This window comes from Pseudoduganella aquatica, from assembly GCF_009857595.1.
Classification (GTDB): Bacteria; Pseudomonadota; Gammaproteobacteria; order Burkholderiales; family Burkholderiaceae_D; genus Rugamonas; species Rugamonas aquatica_A.
Genome location: NZ_WWCU01000001.1, coordinates 24559 through 40309, shown reverse-complemented (window position 1 = coordinate 40309; position 15751 = coordinate 24559). Strand labels below are relative to the sequence as shown.

At 64.6% G+C, this 15751-nt stretch carries 13 protein-coding genes and 1 riboswitch; of the genes, 5 read left to right on the top strand and 8 right to left on the bottom strand.

All coding sequences use genetic code 11. The features are described 5' to 3' along the window. Positions 1-123 precede the first annotated feature (123 nt). Positions 124-561 (top strand): hypothetical protein, encoded by a 438-nt coding sequence (locus GTP77_RS00185; RefSeq protein WP_161070153.1) that lies wholly within the window; start codon positions 124-126, stop codon positions 559-561. After that, positions 558-2882 (top strand): CHAT domain-containing protein, encoded by a 2325-nt coding sequence (locus GTP77_RS30980; RefSeq protein WP_161070152.1) that lies wholly within the window; start codon positions 558-560, stop codon positions 2880-2882. Before GTP77_RS00185 ends, GTP77_RS30980 begins: the two co-directional genes overlap by 4 nt. Positions 2883-3158: 276 nt before the next feature. Here GTP77_RS30980 and GTP77_RS00175 read toward each other — a convergent pair whose 3' ends face one another. From GTP77_RS00175 to GTP77_RS30975, 4 genes are all read right to left on the bottom strand, one after another. Next, positions 3159-3944, bottom strand: coding sequence for an HvfC/BufC N-terminal domain-containing protein (locus GTP77_RS00175; RefSeq protein WP_161070151.1), 786 nt, complete (start codon positions 3942-3944; stop codon positions 3159-3161). Next, complete coding sequence (gene bufB, locus GTP77_RS00170; protein WP_161070150.1) at positions 3941-4798, bottom strand: MNIO family bufferin maturase; 858 nt, start codon at positions 4796-4798, stop codon at positions 3941-3943. Before bufB ends, GTP77_RS00175 begins: the two co-directional genes overlap by 4 nt. 69 nt (positions 4799-4867) lie before the next feature. Then, positions 4868-5137 (bottom strand): BufA2 family periplasmic bufferin-type metallophore, encoded by a 270-nt coding sequence (gene bufA2, locus GTP77_RS00165; protein ID WP_161070149.1) that lies wholly within the window; start codon positions 5135-5137, stop codon positions 4868-4870. A 110-nt stretch (positions 5138-5247) separates the two neighbouring features. After that, complete coding sequence (locus GTP77_RS30975; RefSeq protein ID WP_161070148.1) at positions 5248-6834, bottom strand: methyl-accepting chemotaxis protein; 1587 nt, start codon at positions 6832-6834, stop codon at positions 5248-5250. Positions 6835-7051: 217 nt separating this feature from the next. Between GTP77_RS30975 and GTP77_RS00155 the strand changes: the two genes are divergently transcribed. Continuing rightward, on the top strand, positions 7052-8044 hold the full coding sequence (locus GTP77_RS00155) for an alkene reductase (RefSeq protein ID WP_161070147.1): 993 nt from the start codon (positions 7052-7054) through the stop codon (positions 8042-8044). Here the strand turns inward: GTP77_RS00155 and GTP77_RS00150 are convergent. After that, a complete protein-coding gene (locus GTP77_RS00150) occupies positions 8041-10914 on the bottom strand; it encodes an ATP-binding protein (RefSeq protein WP_161070146.1) in 2874 nt (957 codons plus the stop codon). The genes GTP77_RS00155 and GTP77_RS00150 overlap by 4 nt on opposite strands. Positions 10915-11001: 87 nt before the next feature. Further along, complete coding sequence (locus tag GTP77_RS00145) at positions 11002-11277, bottom strand: hypothetical protein (RefSeq protein WP_223149280.1); 276 nt, start codon at positions 11275-11277, stop codon at positions 11002-11004. 125 nt (positions 11278-11402) lie between these two features. Here GTP77_RS00145 and GTP77_RS00140 point away from each other — a divergent pair, with 125 nt between their 5' ends. After that, a complete protein-coding gene (locus GTP77_RS00140; RefSeq protein ID WP_161070145.1) occupies positions 11403-12212 on the top strand; it encodes a VOC family protein in 810 nt (269 codons plus the stop codon). A gap of 22 nt (positions 12213-12234) precedes the next feature. Next, positions 12235-13392, top strand: a complete 1158-nt coding sequence (locus tag GTP77_RS00135) for an iron-containing alcohol dehydrogenase (RefSeq protein ID WP_161070144.1) — start codon at positions 12235-12237, stop codon at positions 13390-13392. Positions 13393-13401: 9 nt separating this feature from the next. Here GTP77_RS00135 and GTP77_RS00130 read toward each other — a convergent pair whose 3' ends face one another. Beyond that, complete coding sequence (locus GTP77_RS00130; RefSeq protein ID WP_161070143.1) at positions 13402-13809, bottom strand: DCC1-like thiol-disulfide oxidoreductase family protein; 408 nt, start codon at positions 13807-13809, stop codon at positions 13402-13404. Beyond that, positions 13781-15388: a hypothetical protein gene (locus tag GTP77_RS30135; protein WP_187358561.1), complete on the bottom strand. Its 1608-nt coding sequence runs from the start codon at positions 15386-15388 to the stop codon at positions 13781-13783. Before GTP77_RS30135 ends, GTP77_RS00130 begins: the two co-directional genes overlap by 29 nt. A 122-nt stretch (positions 15389-15510) precedes the next feature. Next, positions 15511-15728: riboswitch (cobalamin riboswitch) on the top strand. Positions 15729-15751 lie beyond the last annotated feature (23 nt).

Here is a 15751-nt window from a genome sequence, read left to right as displayed (position 1 = left end):
ATAGTGCTGCTACTGTCGCCATTCTTCTTGATCACAGTCCCCATGCGCATAACGGAACTCTACGCAGGCCTCCTCGCAACATTCAGCCTGGTCGCAACCATTCTTCCCTCCTCTGCCGCAGCCGTGGATGAGGACCTGCCTCCCGCCCAGCGGCAGCAGGCGATGCGCTTGCTGGAGTACGAAAGCCTGCTGGGCAGTACGCTACCCTTCGACACTGCGTCGTGCATGGACGACTTGCTGGCCAACCGCTGGCCGCGTGCGGACCAGCCATCGCCGCAGCAGTGGCGGCACATGCTCAGTCAGGCCAGGCAGGCGCAGGAACAATGCGTGACCTCGCCTGCCGAGACCAGCCGCGCAGCCAAGGCCATCCGCCAGGCGATGGAAAAGCAAGTGGCGCATCAACGTGCCCTTGAAGCCCGTCTCGCGCAGTTGCGGACCTGCGCCGGCCTGCCCCCGTCCGCACCCGTGCCGGCATCATGCCAGGCCTTGCGCCGTCCGGAGGTGACTCCGCCGGCGCAATGGGAACGCATTGCACGCGCCATCAAGATGGGCCAGCAGTGAAGGCAGACCAAGCCCGCTCCGTGCATCGCGGCCGTCGCCGCTGGCTACAAGCGGCTTGCACTCTAGCAGCAGCCCCGGCACTGGCATCGGCCAAGGAGCGGGAAGAGCTCGGCGGCATGCAGGCAAGACTGGCGCAATTGGTCAGACCCGCTCGCTTGCATCTCAAGGCCGGCCGCTACAGCGAAGCGGAGGCGCTGCTGGCGCAGGCAAACGCCCTGATTGAACAAGATCCTGAAGCATACTGGCCATTCCGGCCGTATGTATTGCCGCCCTACGCACTCAGCCTGCTGCGACAAGAGCGCGCGGTGGCAGCGGTCTCCATGCTGGAACAAGCTTTGCGGGCCAGGGATCGCATTGTCACCGAATGCATGCCGGGCTTTTGCGAACTGCAGTCGTCCCAGGACGAGAAGATGGGCATGGAAATCATGCGGGTCGAGTATGGCAGGGAACTGACCGCCATAATCCGGACCAGCATGACCATACGCACCGGCGAAGACCTGGCAATGCACGCTGCCATGGAAATGACCGAGCTCTGGATTCTGTTGGCAGCGGCCATGCGGGCGGGCGGCATGACCGCGCCACTGATCCAGCTATACACGCAGCGCGTGGTGGACATGTCGCCCGCACCAAGCAATCTGCCATTGCTGGTCGCCCACGAATATCGCTTGTACGCTTTTGGCCAGGCCTTGGGCCAAGCAGGCGCTCACGAAGCTGCCAGTGATGCGTGGCGTCGTGCGCTGGATGCGAATACCAGCCGTCTGCGCCTACTGCAACGGAAAGGCGCACCGCACTCGGTCTTTGCCGCGTGCACCATGCGGCGCGTCCTGCTGTCATCGCGCTTGCTTGCCGAGCATGCCAATGGGCAGCTCAACCAGCGAGCCGAAGACAAGCTGCTGACTATCCTGCAAACCAAGTTAGCCGGGCGACGCTATCGGGAAGCAGCGCAGGCGGGCATCGCCACACAGAGCCCCATCACCGCCGAGCTGCTTCAGACATTGGAAGACGCGCTGGCAAACACCCCGGCAACGGTCACCGATGTACAGCCATTTCTTCGGCTACTGGCTCAGCATGACCTCATATCGAGCTCGGCCATGTGGATGCTTCCGCCCGAGCAGTTGGGGGTATTGGACGCAGACCGTACACGTCTTGAAGCGATGCAATCGCAACTGGCCGGATCGGCAGCGATTGGATTCATGCTGCTCACTGACAGCCCCGGAATCAACGGCAGGCCAGGTCAACGCTACTATCTGCGCTATTGTGTCACCGCCCAGGAAACTCAACTGGACATGCTGGACCAGCAGGAAGTGATCGAGCGCCTGGTCCATACCTGCCGTACCGATTTTCTGCGCGGCGCGAGCCAGTCGCGCGCGGCAGCAGCACTGTCCCTGAAATTACTGGATGGGTTGGCGCCATCAGTACAAGACGCTGAGGAGTGGCTGATCGAAGCAGACGGCGCCCTGCATCTGCTGCCTTTCGACGCCTTGCCCGATCAGGACGGAAAGCCGCTGCTCTGCACGCACAAATTCCGGGTACTCACGTCGCTCTGGCAATTGCTCGAAACACGGTTGCCGCCGACCATGCGCCGACCCGCCGTCCTCATTGCTGATCCCGACTATCAACAGGGCCAAGGCCCGGCAAAGCCGGATATCTCCCTGCGCTGGGCAAGTGGGGCGATCGCGCTCGGTCCGGTTGCGGCCCTGCCGGAGACCCGTGCGGAAGTCCGCCAAGCCGCACGGGCACTCGGCCAGATCGGCATTCCCAGCGAAGTATTGCTGGGCAAGCGCGCCACGGCGCAGACTCTGTCTCAGGTCCGCCAGCCAGCCGTACTGCATATCGCCTCACATGCCGTTCTACGCTCAGCACTGGACGGCGGCGCTGGCGCCGGCAGCAACGCCGAAGGGGCGATGGATCTTCTGCTGCCGGGACGCCAGTCCGGCTTGGTCCTCTCACGCGACGGCCGGCCAGACGTCATGTTGGCAAAGGATGTCGCGCGGCTGCGCTTGCAGGGAACGGCTCTGGTGGTTCTGTCGGCGTGCAACACCGCCAATGGTGACATCGCCGCAGGCGAAGGCATCGCCAGCCTGCGCAGTGCGGTGGAAATGGCGGGTGCCCATAGCGCAGTGACGGCACTGTGGCAGGTCCCCAGTGCTCCGACCAGCAGCTTGATGGCGGCGTTTTATCAGCGTCTGGCACATGGTGACTCATGCGGCGCCGCGCTGCGCGCCGCCAAACTGGGGGCGTACTCCAAGGGCGCGCCAGCGCGCGAGTGGGCAGGCTTTCAGCTTAGTGGTGCAGACCGCGCCCTCAATGCGAAATTATAGCGAGGGGAACTGAAATGCAAAAATGGCAGCCACAGGGTTTGACCTGCTAACTAACTTGGTACGAAACCGGACTGGAGTCTGGTGTTAGAAATTGTTCTGCAAACTGCTTCGGCCGACCGTTCGCTCGTTTGGCAACGACGCCACTAGCGCTCCGCGCCGCGCAATGCACGAGATCTGCCAGTTGTTCGCGACTATATTTGGCCAGAACATCAATGGCAAAAAATTCCAGCGACAGGGGGCATTTCGAAGCCAGCGGCAACAAACTGGGGGACATCATCAGCTGCGCACGAGTATTTCCTGGGACAGCCAATGCTGCAGGAACCCCGCCAGCGCCAGCATCGTGGCATCCGCATCGGCCGGCGGCTGGCAAACGGCGCCGCACATGGCGCCAAATGCCAGGCCATCGGCGAGCCCATGCAAGGCCCTGGTCTCGAGCGCAGTCAGTGAACGGAAATGCGGCTGGCCGGACTGGCGCCATACCAGCCAGTGTGTTGGCGTGGCAAGCTGCTGCGGCTCAGGGGCGTCCAGCCCGGCGGCCATGGCCTGCCATAGCGCGACGGCGTTCCACTCGAACGCCACGATCTGAAGCGAGGGATGCAGGGCCAAGACCAGTTCGCCCCATTGTTCCGGCGCCACTGCCGCCAGGTCCGCGTGTGTCAGCGCGGTTGCATCCGCAGCGTCGAAGGCCAGTCCCAGCGCCCACTCGAGGCGTGCCAGTTCGGCGAGAAAAGGGTATTCCCGATACAGTTGCGCCGCGTGGTCAGCCAGTCCGCCGCCAAACCAGCGCAAATTGCGATGGACCGAAGGGTGCGTCGTCAGATAGGTGTCGGCCAGCTCGGAGAACATCTCATCGCCGATGTAGGACCAGGTCTTGTCGTAGGCCTCGCACAGCGCTTCGCGCAAGCGGCCCCGATAGGCTCGGTGATAAATCGCCAGTCGCTCGGTCGCCGATAAACCAGACCCTGCGTTTATAGCGGCGGCGATTTCCGGCGCCCCTGCGTTCGGCGGCGCATTGAGTATGTAGTCTTGAAATTGATGCTGTAGCGTTTGCAGCGCACTCATGCAGCCTCCTGCTCGGCAAGCACCGCGCAGCCCAGCTGGCGGGCACGCTGCAGCTCGGTGACCAGTTCGGGCAGCGGGGGAATGTTGTCGTCGCGCTCTATCATCGTGGCAACGCGTCCGAAGCGGCGCAGCGCATCGGCGTAGAGCGCCCACACGGCCTCGGCGACGGCCTGGTCGTGCGTGTCGATGATGCAGCCCTGCTGCGCGCTATGTCCTGCCAGGTGAATCTGCTGAACCCTGTTTGCGGGGAGCGCGCGCAAATATACTTGCGGATCAAAGCCGTGATTGACACTGCTGACATAGATGTTGTTGACGTCCAGAAGGATCAGGCTGTCGGACTCTTCGGCCACGGTCGCAACGAAATCCCATTCCTGAAGACTGTCCGCTGCGTAGGACAGATAGCTGGACACGTTTTCCAGCAGTAGCGGACGTTCCAGAAAGTCCTGTACGCGGCGCACATTGGCCACCACGGTGGCCACGGCCTCGTCCGTGTAGGGCAAGGGCAGCAGGTCGTGCAAGTTGTTGCCGTGGATGCCGGTCCAGCACAAGTGGTCCGAGACCCACAATGGTTGCACACGATCGATGAGTTGCTTCAGGGCGCGCAAATAGTCGTCCGATGGTCCTTGCGGGCTACCGATCGACATCGACACGCCGTGCATCGCCAGCGGGTAATCCTGGCGGATACGGTCCAGCATGGCGAGCGGCTTGCCGCCAGGTACCAAGTAGTTCTCGGACAAGATTTCGAACCAGTCCACGCCGCTTTCCGCCGGTGCCGTGCCGACGATGGCGTGGTAATGGGCGGGGCGCAAGCCCAGGCCGTAGCCTGGTGACGGCTGTAGCAAAGGGAGGGGCATGGCGTTCGGCTCGTGAGGGGGATAGGCGCCGGGACCAGCCCGGCGCATGACACTAGCGGTCAATCGGGATTACTTGTCCAGGTCGACGATCTTGCCTTTGGCGGCCAAGCAGGCGCCGGCTTTGGTGGCTTTGAAGCCGTGGCCCTTGCAGCTATTTTGGCCTTTGCAGGCATTTGTCGCAGTCGCGCAGTCGCTCTGGCCCTTGCAACTGTTGATGCCTGCGCAATGCACGGTGTCGTCGGCGCTGATGCTGCTGGTGGCGGCGATTGCCGATGCGGACATGGCCATGGTGGCGACGGTAGCGGCCAATGCTGCAAACGATTTGATCGATGAGTTCATACTATGCTCCAGGATATTGGTTTAGTGTGGTGATCCGTCAGGGCCCTGACTCACTACGATAGTCGGGCCGGGATGGCTAATCCTTACATGCTGCGAAAAAAATAATTTCATCACGCGCCTATCCGATGCGCGGGCGGCAGCCGCTGCCCACGATCACCCAGATCGAATGCGCTGACAGAGGACGAGAGTGAATTGGCTTCGTTCAGCATGCGCTGCGCGGAGACGGCGGCCTTGTCGACCAACGCGGCGTTTTGCTGGGTTATCTGGTCCATTTGCGCAATGGCCGCATTGACGGAGTCAATTTCCATGCTTTGCGCCCGGCTGGCTGCCGTAATGTCGGACATGATGTCCGTCACCTGATGCACAGACACCACGATCAGCTCCATGGTGTGGCCGGCCTTGTCAACCAGCTCGCTGCCATCGTCGACGCGGCGAACCGAGTCATCAATCAGCTCTTTGATTTCTTTTGCTGCAACGGCGGAGCGCTGGGCCAGTCCTCTGACTTCGGCTGCCACCACGGCAAATCCGCGTCCTTGTTCGCCTGCGCGGGCTGCCTCGACTGCCGCATTCAGCGCCAGGATGTTAGTCTGGAAGGCAATGCTATCGATCACGTTGATAATATCCACGATCTTGCTGGAACTGGATTTGATTGCGCCCATGGTGCTCACCACCTGCGCAACCAGATTGCCGCCCTGCTTGGCGACCGACGAAGCACTGATGGCCAGCTCATTGGCGCGGGCGGCATTGTCGGCGTTCTGTTTCACTGTCGCCGTTACCTGCTCGATGGAGCGCACCGTTTCCTCCAGCGAGCTCGCTTGCAGCTCGGTGCGGCCGGACAAGTGCAGATTGCCTTCAGCAATCTCGGTGGAGCTTGCGGTGATGCGTATCGTGCTTTGCCGCACTTCGCTCACGGTCTGCACCAGACTGTGATTCATCTCTCCGAGCGCGCCCAGCAATTGCCCCATCTCGTCTTGCGAGCGCACGGTGATATCGGTCGCCAAATTTCCGTTCGCCACGGCCTTGGCAATCGATACGGCATGGCCCAGTGGCCGCGTAATGGATGCGGTAATCCACATGGCGAGCGCCAGCGACACCAGCAAGGCCGTGCCACCGATCGCCAGCATCACCTGGCGCGAAAAATCGACACTGCTGGCGGCCTGCTGACCGCCAGCGGTAATCTGGGCCTGGTGCAAAGCGACCATCTTCTTGATTAAATCGAGCAGGGCGTCGAGGCGAGGAAAGGTCTCGCTATTCATGCGTGCGGAGGCGTTTGCCAGCGCATCTCCTTCCACCAGGTCGGCAACTTCCAGGAAGGAAGTCGTATAGGCGGTGCGGGCGGCCTGGATTTCCTTGATCAACGCCTTCTCTTCGGGCGAACTGGCCTGCTGTTCCAGCGTTAGCAGGGCTGCGTCGATGATCAGCTTGTCCCGGTCTATCTGCTGGTAACTCTTGGTCCGCTGCTCACGGTCGGTCAGTATGAACAACGCCAGGGTTCGGCGCGCGTCCTCGCGGGCGGCCGAGTCGATGCTGCTGGCCGCAGCCGCGCCCGGCCAATCGCGCTCCACAATGCCGCGTATGCTGGCGCTAATCGTGTTGAACTGGCCGATGCCGACAAAGATCATGACAGACATGAGCAGGAGCAGCACACCGAATCCGGCCCCGAGGCGATGCTTAATTTTCAAGTTTGAAGGTGTCATTTTACGCCGTGCCTGTGAGGGAGATCTTGCTTGGTCAAACGGCTAGAGGATTCCTTACAGAAATTCTGTCACGGTTCGCCGGCGGTAAATTTTGGTAAATCCCGGCGCGCTGCGGACGCTACCAGGCTTTACCAGGCTTAACCCTGTTGCGGCCGGTGCCGGTGCTAAGCTGTTTTCACGGTATCCGATCAACTGCTACAGCAAAAGCGTAAAGACCATGACCACCATCATCCAGGCAAAACTGTTCTCCCCCACCGCCATCGGCGCCAGCGCCGGCCTGATTATCAGCGAAGCCACCAACATCACGCGCGAAGGGCGCGGCTATGCTTTCACGCCCGGTATTTACACGCAAACGCAGGTGGCGGCCTGGCGCCGCATCACCGACGCGGTGCATGAAGCCGGCGGCAAGATCGTCTGCCAGCTGTGGCACGTGGGCCGCATGTCGCATGTGAGCCTGCAGGCCGGCGGCGCCGCGCCGGTGGCGCCTTCCGCCATCCAGGCCAACGAGCAGGTGTTCCTGGAGAGCGAAGGCTTCGACCGTCCGTCCATGCCGCGCGCGCTGGAGACGGCGGAAATCGCCCGCATCGTCGAGGACTACCGCCACGCCGCGCAGTGCGCCAAGGACGCGGGCTTTGACGGCGTGGAAGTGCACGCGGCCAATTGCTATCTGCTGGACCAGTTCATCCGCGACAGCACCAACCAGCGCTCCGACGAATACGGCGGATCGGTGCAAAACCGCACCCGTTTCCCTATCGACGTGGTGACGGCGGTGGCCGGTGTGTGGGGTGCGGACCGCGTCGGCGTGCGCCTGTCGCCGATCACCCGCGCCGTGGGCGACACGCCGCTGGACAGCGATCCGGAAGGCACCTATTTCTACCTGGCTGAACAGCTGGGCAAGCTGGGTCTGGCCTATCTGCATTGCGTGGAAGGCCAGACGCGCGGCGACAACGCCGCCGGCGAGTTCGACTTCAAGCGCCTGCATGTGGCCTTCGGCGGCAAGTACATCGCCAACAACAGCTATGATCGTCAGATGGCCATCGAAGCGGTGGATTCGGGGCATGCGGACATGGTGGCCTTCGGCCGTCCCTTCATCTCCAATCCGGACCTGGTGGAGCGCCTGCGCCGCAATGTGCCGCTGGCCGAAGCGGACCGCAACACCTTCTACGGCGGCGGCGCCGGCGGTTACACCGACTACCCGGCGCTGGGCTAAGGCGCCTGGTCCAGCAAGGCGCGCGCGGCCAGCAAGTCGGCCGTGCCGTGGCCTTCGCTGAACTGGCGCAGCACGTCTTCCAGCAGCTGCCGGCCCTCTTGCTGCGCTCCGTGGCGCATCTTCAGCCGGGCCAGGCTGGCGGCCGCACGCAGTTGCCAGGACAGCGCTCCTTGTTCGGCGGAGAGGGCCAGCGCCTGCCGGTACAGCTGTTCGGCCGCGCCGGCATCGGCCGGTTCCAGCAGTGCGCCTTTAATCCGCAGCAGTTCCGCGTGATACCAGCGGTCTTCCCCGGCCTCGCACGCCGCCAGCGCGCCGTTTGCCAGCGCCAGGCCGGCGGCGCGTTGGTCCTGCGTCCCCAGCGCCTCGGCCAGCGTGCCGAGATGGCTGATCAAATGCATGCGGTAGCCCGCTTCCTGCAACTCCATCACGGTTTGCTGCAGCACCGGCAGAGCGGCGGCGACACCGCGCGCCACTTGCAAGGTGGCCTGCATGCAGCGCCACAGGGTCTCCCATTGCGTGAGCGCATGCGTTTTCATGTAGCAGGACAGCTCGGCCAGGTGCGCTTCGGCGGCCGCGAAGTCGCCGGTCTGTAGCATGAGCGGGAAGGCCGCATTGCTGATGGTGTACATCATGGACTGCGCGTGGCCGGAGGCGCGCGCTTCCTGCAGGGCTGCCTGCGCGGTATCCGCCGCCTGTTCGGGGCAGCCTTGCAGCCATAGCACGCAGGCCAGCGTGCCGAGCGCCGCTGCGCGCTGGTTGAGCTGGAAGCGCGCCAGGCGCGAGCCGCGCACCGGCGGTGCGTAGTGGTCCAGCATGCATTGCAGATGGCGCCTGGCGCCGGCCTGGTCGCCCGCGTAGTACAGCGCGGTGCCGAGCAGCCTTTCCATGCTGACCGGCGCGGCGTCCACATCGGGCGCCACGGAGCGGAAGCGCTCATGCAGTACTTGAACCGCCTGCGGCTCGCCGGCATAGCTGCGGCATACCGCCGTGCCCCACAGCGCCATCAACTGGTATTCCTTGTCCTGCAGCCCGTCGGCCAGGGCCAGTACGCGCGTCCACGCGGCTTCGGTGGCCGGTATTGGGCCGTTGGCATACAGCGTGGCTGCGGCCCAAGCGGCGCGCAGCTTCATTTCGGCGCAGGCGTCGGGCAGCGTGCCGCCTGCGCCGGCCAGCGCGCGCTCGGCGCAGCGCCGGCCTTCCTCCAGCAGCGAGAGCTGCATCCACATTGGTATGGCCGATACGGTCAAACAGGTGCCCAGCGCGGCGTCGCCGCCGGGTGCAAAAGCCCAGGCCAGCGCGGCGCGCACGTCGTCCAGGCAGCGGCCGTACCTGGCCAGCCATTCTGCGCCGGGTATGGTGTCCCATTCAACCGAGGCGCGTTCCAGCAGGGCGCGGTGGTATTCGAGATGGCGCCGCCGCTTGTAGCCGGTTTCGCCGCACTGGTCGAGCTTTTCCTGGGCGTAGGCCTTGGTGGTGTCGAGCAGGCGGTAGTGGACGCAGGGCTGGGAGGTGTCGGCCGACAGCAGCGACTTGTCCACCAGGTTGGCCACGCCGTCGACGATGGTGGCGGCGTCGAACTGCGCGTCCTGGCACAAGCCGGTGGCGTCGTCCAGCGTGAAGCCGCCGGCAAAGACGGACAGCGCGCGCAGCAGCGCCTGCTGGCGTGCGGACAGCAATTCGTAGCTCCAGTCCAGGGCCGCTTCCAGTGTGCGGTGGCGTTCCAGCATGCTGCGGCGGCCGCGCTTGAGCAGCTGGAAGCGGTCGCCCAGGCGGGCCGCCAGCCCGGCCGCGCCGAGGGCGTCCATGCGCGTGGCGGCCAGCTCGATGGCGAGCGGAATGCCTTCCAGCCGGCGGCAGATTTCCGCCACGGGCTGCGCGTCGGCGTCGCTGAGCTGATAGCCGTCCTGGCAGTCGGCGGCGCGCAGGGCGAACAGCTGGATGGCGGAAAAGGCGAGCGCCGAGGCGGCGGTCAGGGTGCTGCCGGCGGCGGGATAGGCCAGCGGCATCAGGCGGTAGACATACTCGCCGGCGATGCGCAGCGGTTCGCGGCTGGTGGCCAGGATGCGCAGCTCGGGCGCGCCCTGGATCAGCCGTTCCGCCAGTGCGGCCGCCGCATCGATCAGGTGCTCGCAGCTGTCGAGCACCAGCAGCAGCGGGCGCCCGCGCAGGGCGGCCAGCAGCGGCTGCGCGGCGTCCCCGGTCTGGATGGTGACGCCGATGGCGGCCGCCACCGCGCCCGCCAGAAACTGTGCGTCCGAAATGGGGCTCAGGTCCACGAAACATAGTTCCAGGCCGGCCTGGGCCGCGCAGCTTTCGGCCACCGGCAGGGCCACCGTGGACTTGCCTATGCCGCCCGGCCCGACGATGTTGACGCAGCGGCGCTGCTCCATGATGCGCAGCAGGGCGGCGATGGTTTCGCTGCGCCCGGCAAGAACGGCGGCCGGTGACGGCAGCCGGCGCGGCGGCTCGCCGGCTGCCGGCGGAAGCGGAAAGGGGAGGGCGGCAGGCGGCGCCGCCGCGCGCGCCTGCGACGTGACCGGCGCGACGAAGCGGTAGCCGCGTCCGCTCACGGTGGCGACGTAGCGGTGCTCCCGCCCGTCGTCGCACAATGCGCGGCGCAGGGCCGCCACGTGCACTTTGAGGTTGCTTTCTTCGACCACGCTGGTGGGCCAGGCGCGCGCCATCAGCTCCCGCTTGCTCACCAGTTCTCCTGGGCGCTCCACCAGCTCGGCCAGAATATCCAGCGCGCGGTTGCCCAGCCGCACAGGGGTGTCGCCGTGCAGCAGCAACTGCTGTCCCGGGATAAAACGGAACGGCGCGAAGCTGTACTCGCGCTCCGCGCTGGAGCTGGGCTGGTCGCTGGTCGTCATGGGGTCCGGCGCTGGTGAGTGGGAAATCCTGGCGTGCCCCGCCATGATCTCACAGACCGGACCGCGCTTCCAAGCGCCGGGCGATGTTTAGCGTCCGGGCTGGCCGCGCGTGCCGGTCCACACGCGCGCAATGAGGTAGGGCGGCTTGCCCTGGTCGGCCGCATTGGTGAAGATGGGATTGCGGTGCAGCTGGTTGATGGCGACGTAGAGCCACGAGTCCTTGCCGAAATGGACGTTGTCCGGCCACAGGAAGCGGGCATCGCGCACCAGCGGACGCAGCTCGCCGCGCTTGGTCAGCACGTCGATGCCGTTGTCGGACAGGTTGGTGAAAACGGCCGGCACGCCGGCCTTTGCCTGCTGCACCGGTTCACCCTGCGTGGTTGTGGCGGCGCGGCGCCGCTTTACCAAAATTTACCGGTCTTAACTGGTGCGCCATATGCCTGCTCGCTACAGTGGACGCGTTCAATTCAATTTTGGAGAGCTACACCATGTCTATCGATAATCCAGGCCGCCGCGAACTGATGCTCGCCGCCGGCGCGGCCGCCGTGACGGCCTTCGTTCCAGCCGCAGTGCAGGCGGCGCCCGTCTCGGCAAGCCGCAGCGCGCTCGGCGCCCGGCTGCAGGGCGTGCAGCATTTCGGCGTGACCGTGCAAAACATGGACCGTGCCTTCGCGTTCTACACCGAAGTACTGGGCGGCACCGAGATCATGCGCGACGGCGACTTCCAGGGCGACGTGATCCACAACACGCTGCTGCTGACCGAGGAGCTGGACGCAGCCCAGCGCCAGGTGAATCCGCGCACCGTCGGCATACCCGACCTGCGCAGCGGCGCGCAGCGCCTGGACGTGCGCTTTATCCAGTTCGACAACGTGGTGATCGAGCTGCTGCAGTACCGCGACAGCAGCCAGCCGCAAGGCAACGGCGCCAGCTTCGCGCCGCCCACCGAGAAAACCAGTCCGGCCTATCCTCGTTCCATGCACATCTGCTTCTACATCCGCGAGGACGTCGATTTCAACGAGTTCGTGCGCGACCTGGAGGCCGAATCGGCCAAGCGCGGCATGAGCAATGTGCGCGCCAACCGCATCATCTCCTCGCGCAGCGAACAGGAACGCCTGAAGGCGCCGCTCAACACCATGACCAACCGCATCACCAGCGGCAAGTCCGACGGCTGGACGCTGATCTATGCGAAGGGACCTGAAGGCGAGCAGCTGGAATTCGTGCAGGTGCGCGGCCAGGCCAAGCGCGTCTTCGGCGAAGCCATCGAAACGCGCCGCCGCATGCTGGCCGCCGCACAGTAAATTTTAAATTGAGAACAGCTACATGAACAATTTTGATCTGCATAACCCCACCCGCATCGTGTTCGGTGCGAACACCATCAGCCGCCTCGACGAACTGGTGCCCGCCACTGCGCGCGTGCTGATACTTTACGGCGGCGAGAGCGCGCGCCGCAACGGCACGCTGGCTGAAGTGCGGGCCGCCCTTGGCCAGCGCGACGTGCGCGAGTTCGGCGGCATCGAACCCAATCCCAGCTACGAAACGCTGATGCGCGCCGTAGAACAGATACGCCTGGAAGGCCTGGACTTCCTGCTGGCCGTGGGCGGCGGTTCCGTCATCGACGGCACCAAGTTCGTGGCGGCGGCAGTGGGCTACCAGGGCGATCCGTGGGAGATCATGGAAACGCACGGCGCCACGGTGCGCCGCGCCATGGCCTTCGGCGCGGTGCTGACCCTGCCGGCCACGGGCTCTGAGATGAACAGCGGTTCCGTCGTGTCCAAAAAGTCGACCAAGGCCAAGCTGGTGTTTTCCAGCCCCCACGTGTTCCCGCGCTTCTCGGTGCTCGACCCAACCAAAACCTTCAGCCTCCCGCTGACACAGGTGGCGAATGGCGTGGTGGACGCCTTCACCCACGTCATGGAACAGTACATGACCTATCCGGCCGACGCCCGCGTGCAGGACCGCTTTGCCGAAGGGCTGCTGCAAACCCTGGTCGAGATCGGCCCGCAGGTGCTGGCGGAGCCCTCCAACTACGACGCGCGCGCCAACCTGATGTGGGCGGCCACGATGGCCCTCAACGGCCTGATCGCGGCTGGTGTGCCGGAGGACTGGTCCACGCACATGATAGGCCACGAGCTGACCGCGCTGCACGGCGTCGACCATGCGCGCACGCTGGCCATCGTGCTGCCTGCCAATATGCAGGTGCGCCGAGAAGCCAAGCGCGCCAAGCTGCTGCAGTACGCCGAGCGCGTGTGGCGCATCACCGAAGGCAGCGAGGATCAGCGCATCGATGAGGCCATAGCCCGCACCCGCGCCTTCTTTGAAAGCCTGGGCGTGCCGACGCGGCTGCGCGATCACGATATCGGCGCCCACCATATCGAAACGGTGATAAGCCAGCTGGAAGCGCATGGCATGACGGCCCTGGGCGAACGCCAGGACGTGACGCTGGAGACGAGCCGCCGCATACTCGAAGCGGGCCTGTAGCAAAGAGGTCTATTCCGGCAGCTTCTTGCGTCCCATCAGCCTGAGCGTGAAGTTGCGTCCGCAGCGCAGCACCGGGTACAGCACGCGGGACAGGGCGCGCGAGCGGAACACGGCGCTGTTGATGCGGTTGAACGCGCCGGACTCGGTGCTCAGCAGCGCAAGCATATGCACGCACTTGTCGCCGTAGTAGATGCGTCCTCCGTACAGCGCGGCCATGCCCTGGTTCAGGTCATAGCCGCTTTCCCGCAGCATGCCGACGAGTACAGGCCGGGCGCGCGCATCGACCAGGTGCACCGGACCGGCGGACTCGCGCAGCTTGAGCACCTGCACATAGCTGGCACAGAACGGGCACTCGCCGTCGTACACAATCACCAGGCCGCCGGGATACTCAGCCTGCAAGGCCGATACGATATTCATTGGGATAGACCTTTCGCTTCAGGGCGCCGCTGTCCGGGTCGAGACATACCGACTCTACCACCAGCCGATACGCGTCCACGCTGCGCATGTCGACGCCCGCAAATGCATGCTCCACCGACGGCGCGCTCCAGAAATGATGGGGGTAGAGCTGGTTCGACCAGCGCCCGTCCGGCCCCGTCTTGCCGAGCACCTGGCGATGGAAGCCCCGGATAAAGGCCGACAGCGCCGCGCCGTTCCAGGCCGCGCCTGCAGCGGGCGCCGAACTGCTGAAATCGCAGCGGTAGGACTGGCGCAACACGGCGGAGGACAAGGTGCCGCCGTTGGTGGCCGTGGGCAGGTAGTTCCCCGGCGGCAGGCCAAAGCTCATGTGCGCTATCGGATAGGAATAAAAGCCGAACGCGGTCGACGGCACCCGCGCTGTGCCGCCGTCCTTCTGCATCACTTCAAAATACACTTCGTTGACGGCCAGGCTGTCATACCAGCCCAGCCTGGCGACATGCGCGAACAGCGGCGACAGCGCAATGGCGAGCGCGCCCGCCGCGCCCGTGCGCCAGTTGAACGCGCTGCGCGGCAGCTGCGACGTCGCAGCGATGATGGACAGGTTCACCATGAACCAGGTCCAGAAATTCGCGCCGACCAGGACAAAAATCCCGAGATGCATCAGGTCGAACAAGGCGAACAGGAGCAGCAGCAGGCGCCGGTTGGAGAACACCAGTATGGCCGACAGCTGGATCAGGAAAACGCCCACCGCGAACGGCCGCCCCACCAGCTGCAGCAGGCTGGACACCGCACCGGTAAGCGCCGTCCAGTCGCCCCATAGCAGCTGCTTGTTATGCAGCGCGATGTGATAGATGTTGCGGTTTTCGTTGTTCAGCACCCAGTCCAGCACACCGCCATCCAGGCTGCCCTTGGCCAGCGAGGAATAGAAATAGTTCGCCGCCTGCATGGCGACTGCGATAAACAGTACGGTCCAGTAAGGCGCCGCGCCGTCCAGGTGCTTGCGGCCCGCAGGCCACGCGCGCTTCACCAGCTCCAGTGCAAGCAACGATGCGGCCAGATAGGCCGGCAGCTGTATCAGCGGATAGACGTCGAGCTGCGTCTCGTAGGGAAAGCCGGTGATATAGCCCGCCGCATGCTTGATCCAGTAGACGTAGAAGCCGCAGTACAGCAGCCACGCCGGGCGTTGCATGGCCAGCAGCGCCGCCAGTCCCGCGCTTAGCCATGCGGCGGACAGCATGAACTGGCTCCAGCCATTGAAGTCATGCGCAATCGCCGGGACCGAAGGGTAGAGCAGGATGCTGTAAAGGCCGCAGGCAATGCCCAGGCCGCGCATGAGCGTGCGCAGTGGCCGGGGCGCCGCTTCGTAGGTCATGCCGGACGCCGCAATGCAGAAGGCCAGCACGGCCACGAGCGCCAGCAGCGTGGCGGAAGGATAGCTGCGCAGCAGGCCCAGGGCCAGCCAGTGGCCCCGTAGCAGGGCGGCCGAAAACACGGCCACCGCCAGCAGGGTGGGCCAGTTTGCGGCCGGTTCAATCTCCGCCCCGGGCGGGGCGATGGCGCTGCAAGTGGACGGTTTCATGGCCTTCCTTTTCCGTGCGGTGCAAAAAACCATAATGCGCATGGTCGCCCGCGTCCAGCGCGACGAAGGGGTTTCATGACCTTGCTCAAATTTGTTCAATGTAGACGCCGGGTACGGTAGAATCGCGGCATTACGTGAATGGTGCCCTCCCGCTTGTCGGCTGGAGGGTGAAACGGGAAGCCGGTGACGCGCGCGATTTTCATTGCGGGCCAGTCCGGCGCAGCCCCCGCTGCTGTAAGCCTGACGACTTTGACCGAACGCCACTGTGCATTGCACGGGAAGGCAGGGTCAGGGAAGGATGAAGGCCAGCCAGAAGACCGGCCAGTCACGAAGATTGTGCAAAACCCGGGGTGTGGTTTTTCC

Excerpts from the sequence above, each read along its gene's own strand:
- GTP77_RS00175 (WP_161070151.1), bottom strand. The coding sequence starts at position 3,944 with ATGAGTGCGCTGCAAACGCTACAGCATCAATTTCAAGACTACATACTC.
- bufB (WP_161070150.1), bottom strand. The coding sequence starts at position 4,798 with ATGCCCCTCCCTTTGCTACAGCCGTCACCAGGCTACGGCCTGGGCTTG.
- bufA2 (WP_161070149.1), bottom strand. The coding sequence starts at position 5,137 with ATGAACTCATCGATCAAATCGTTTGCAGCATTGGCCGCTACCGTCGCC.
- GTP77_RS30975 (WP_161070148.1), bottom strand. The coding sequence starts at position 6,834 with ATGACACCTTCAAACTTGAAAATTAAGCATCGCCTCGGGGCCGGATTC.
- GTP77_RS00155 (WP_161070147.1), top strand. The coding sequence starts at position 7,052 with ATGACCACCATCATCCAGGCAAAACTGTTCTCCCCCACCGCCATCGGC.
- GTP77_RS00150 (WP_161070146.1), bottom strand. The coding sequence starts at position 10,914 with ATGACGACCAGCGACCAGCCCAGCTCCAGCGCGGAGCGCGAGTACAGC.
- GTP77_RS00140 (WP_161070145.1), top strand. The coding sequence starts at position 11,403 with ATGTCTATCGATAATCCAGGCCGCCGCGAACTGATGCTCGCCGCCGGC.
- GTP77_RS00135 (WP_161070144.1), top strand. The coding sequence starts at position 12,235 with ATGAACAATTTTGATCTGCATAACCCCACCCGCATCGTGTTCGGTGCG.
- GTP77_RS00130 (WP_161070143.1), bottom strand. The coding sequence starts at position 13,809 with ATGAATATCGTATCGGCCTTGCAGGCTGAGTATCCCGGCGGCCTGGTG.
- GTP77_RS30135 (WP_187358561.1), bottom strand. The coding sequence starts at position 15,388 with ATGAAACCGTCCACTTGCAGCGCCATCGCCCCGCCCGGGGCGGAGATT.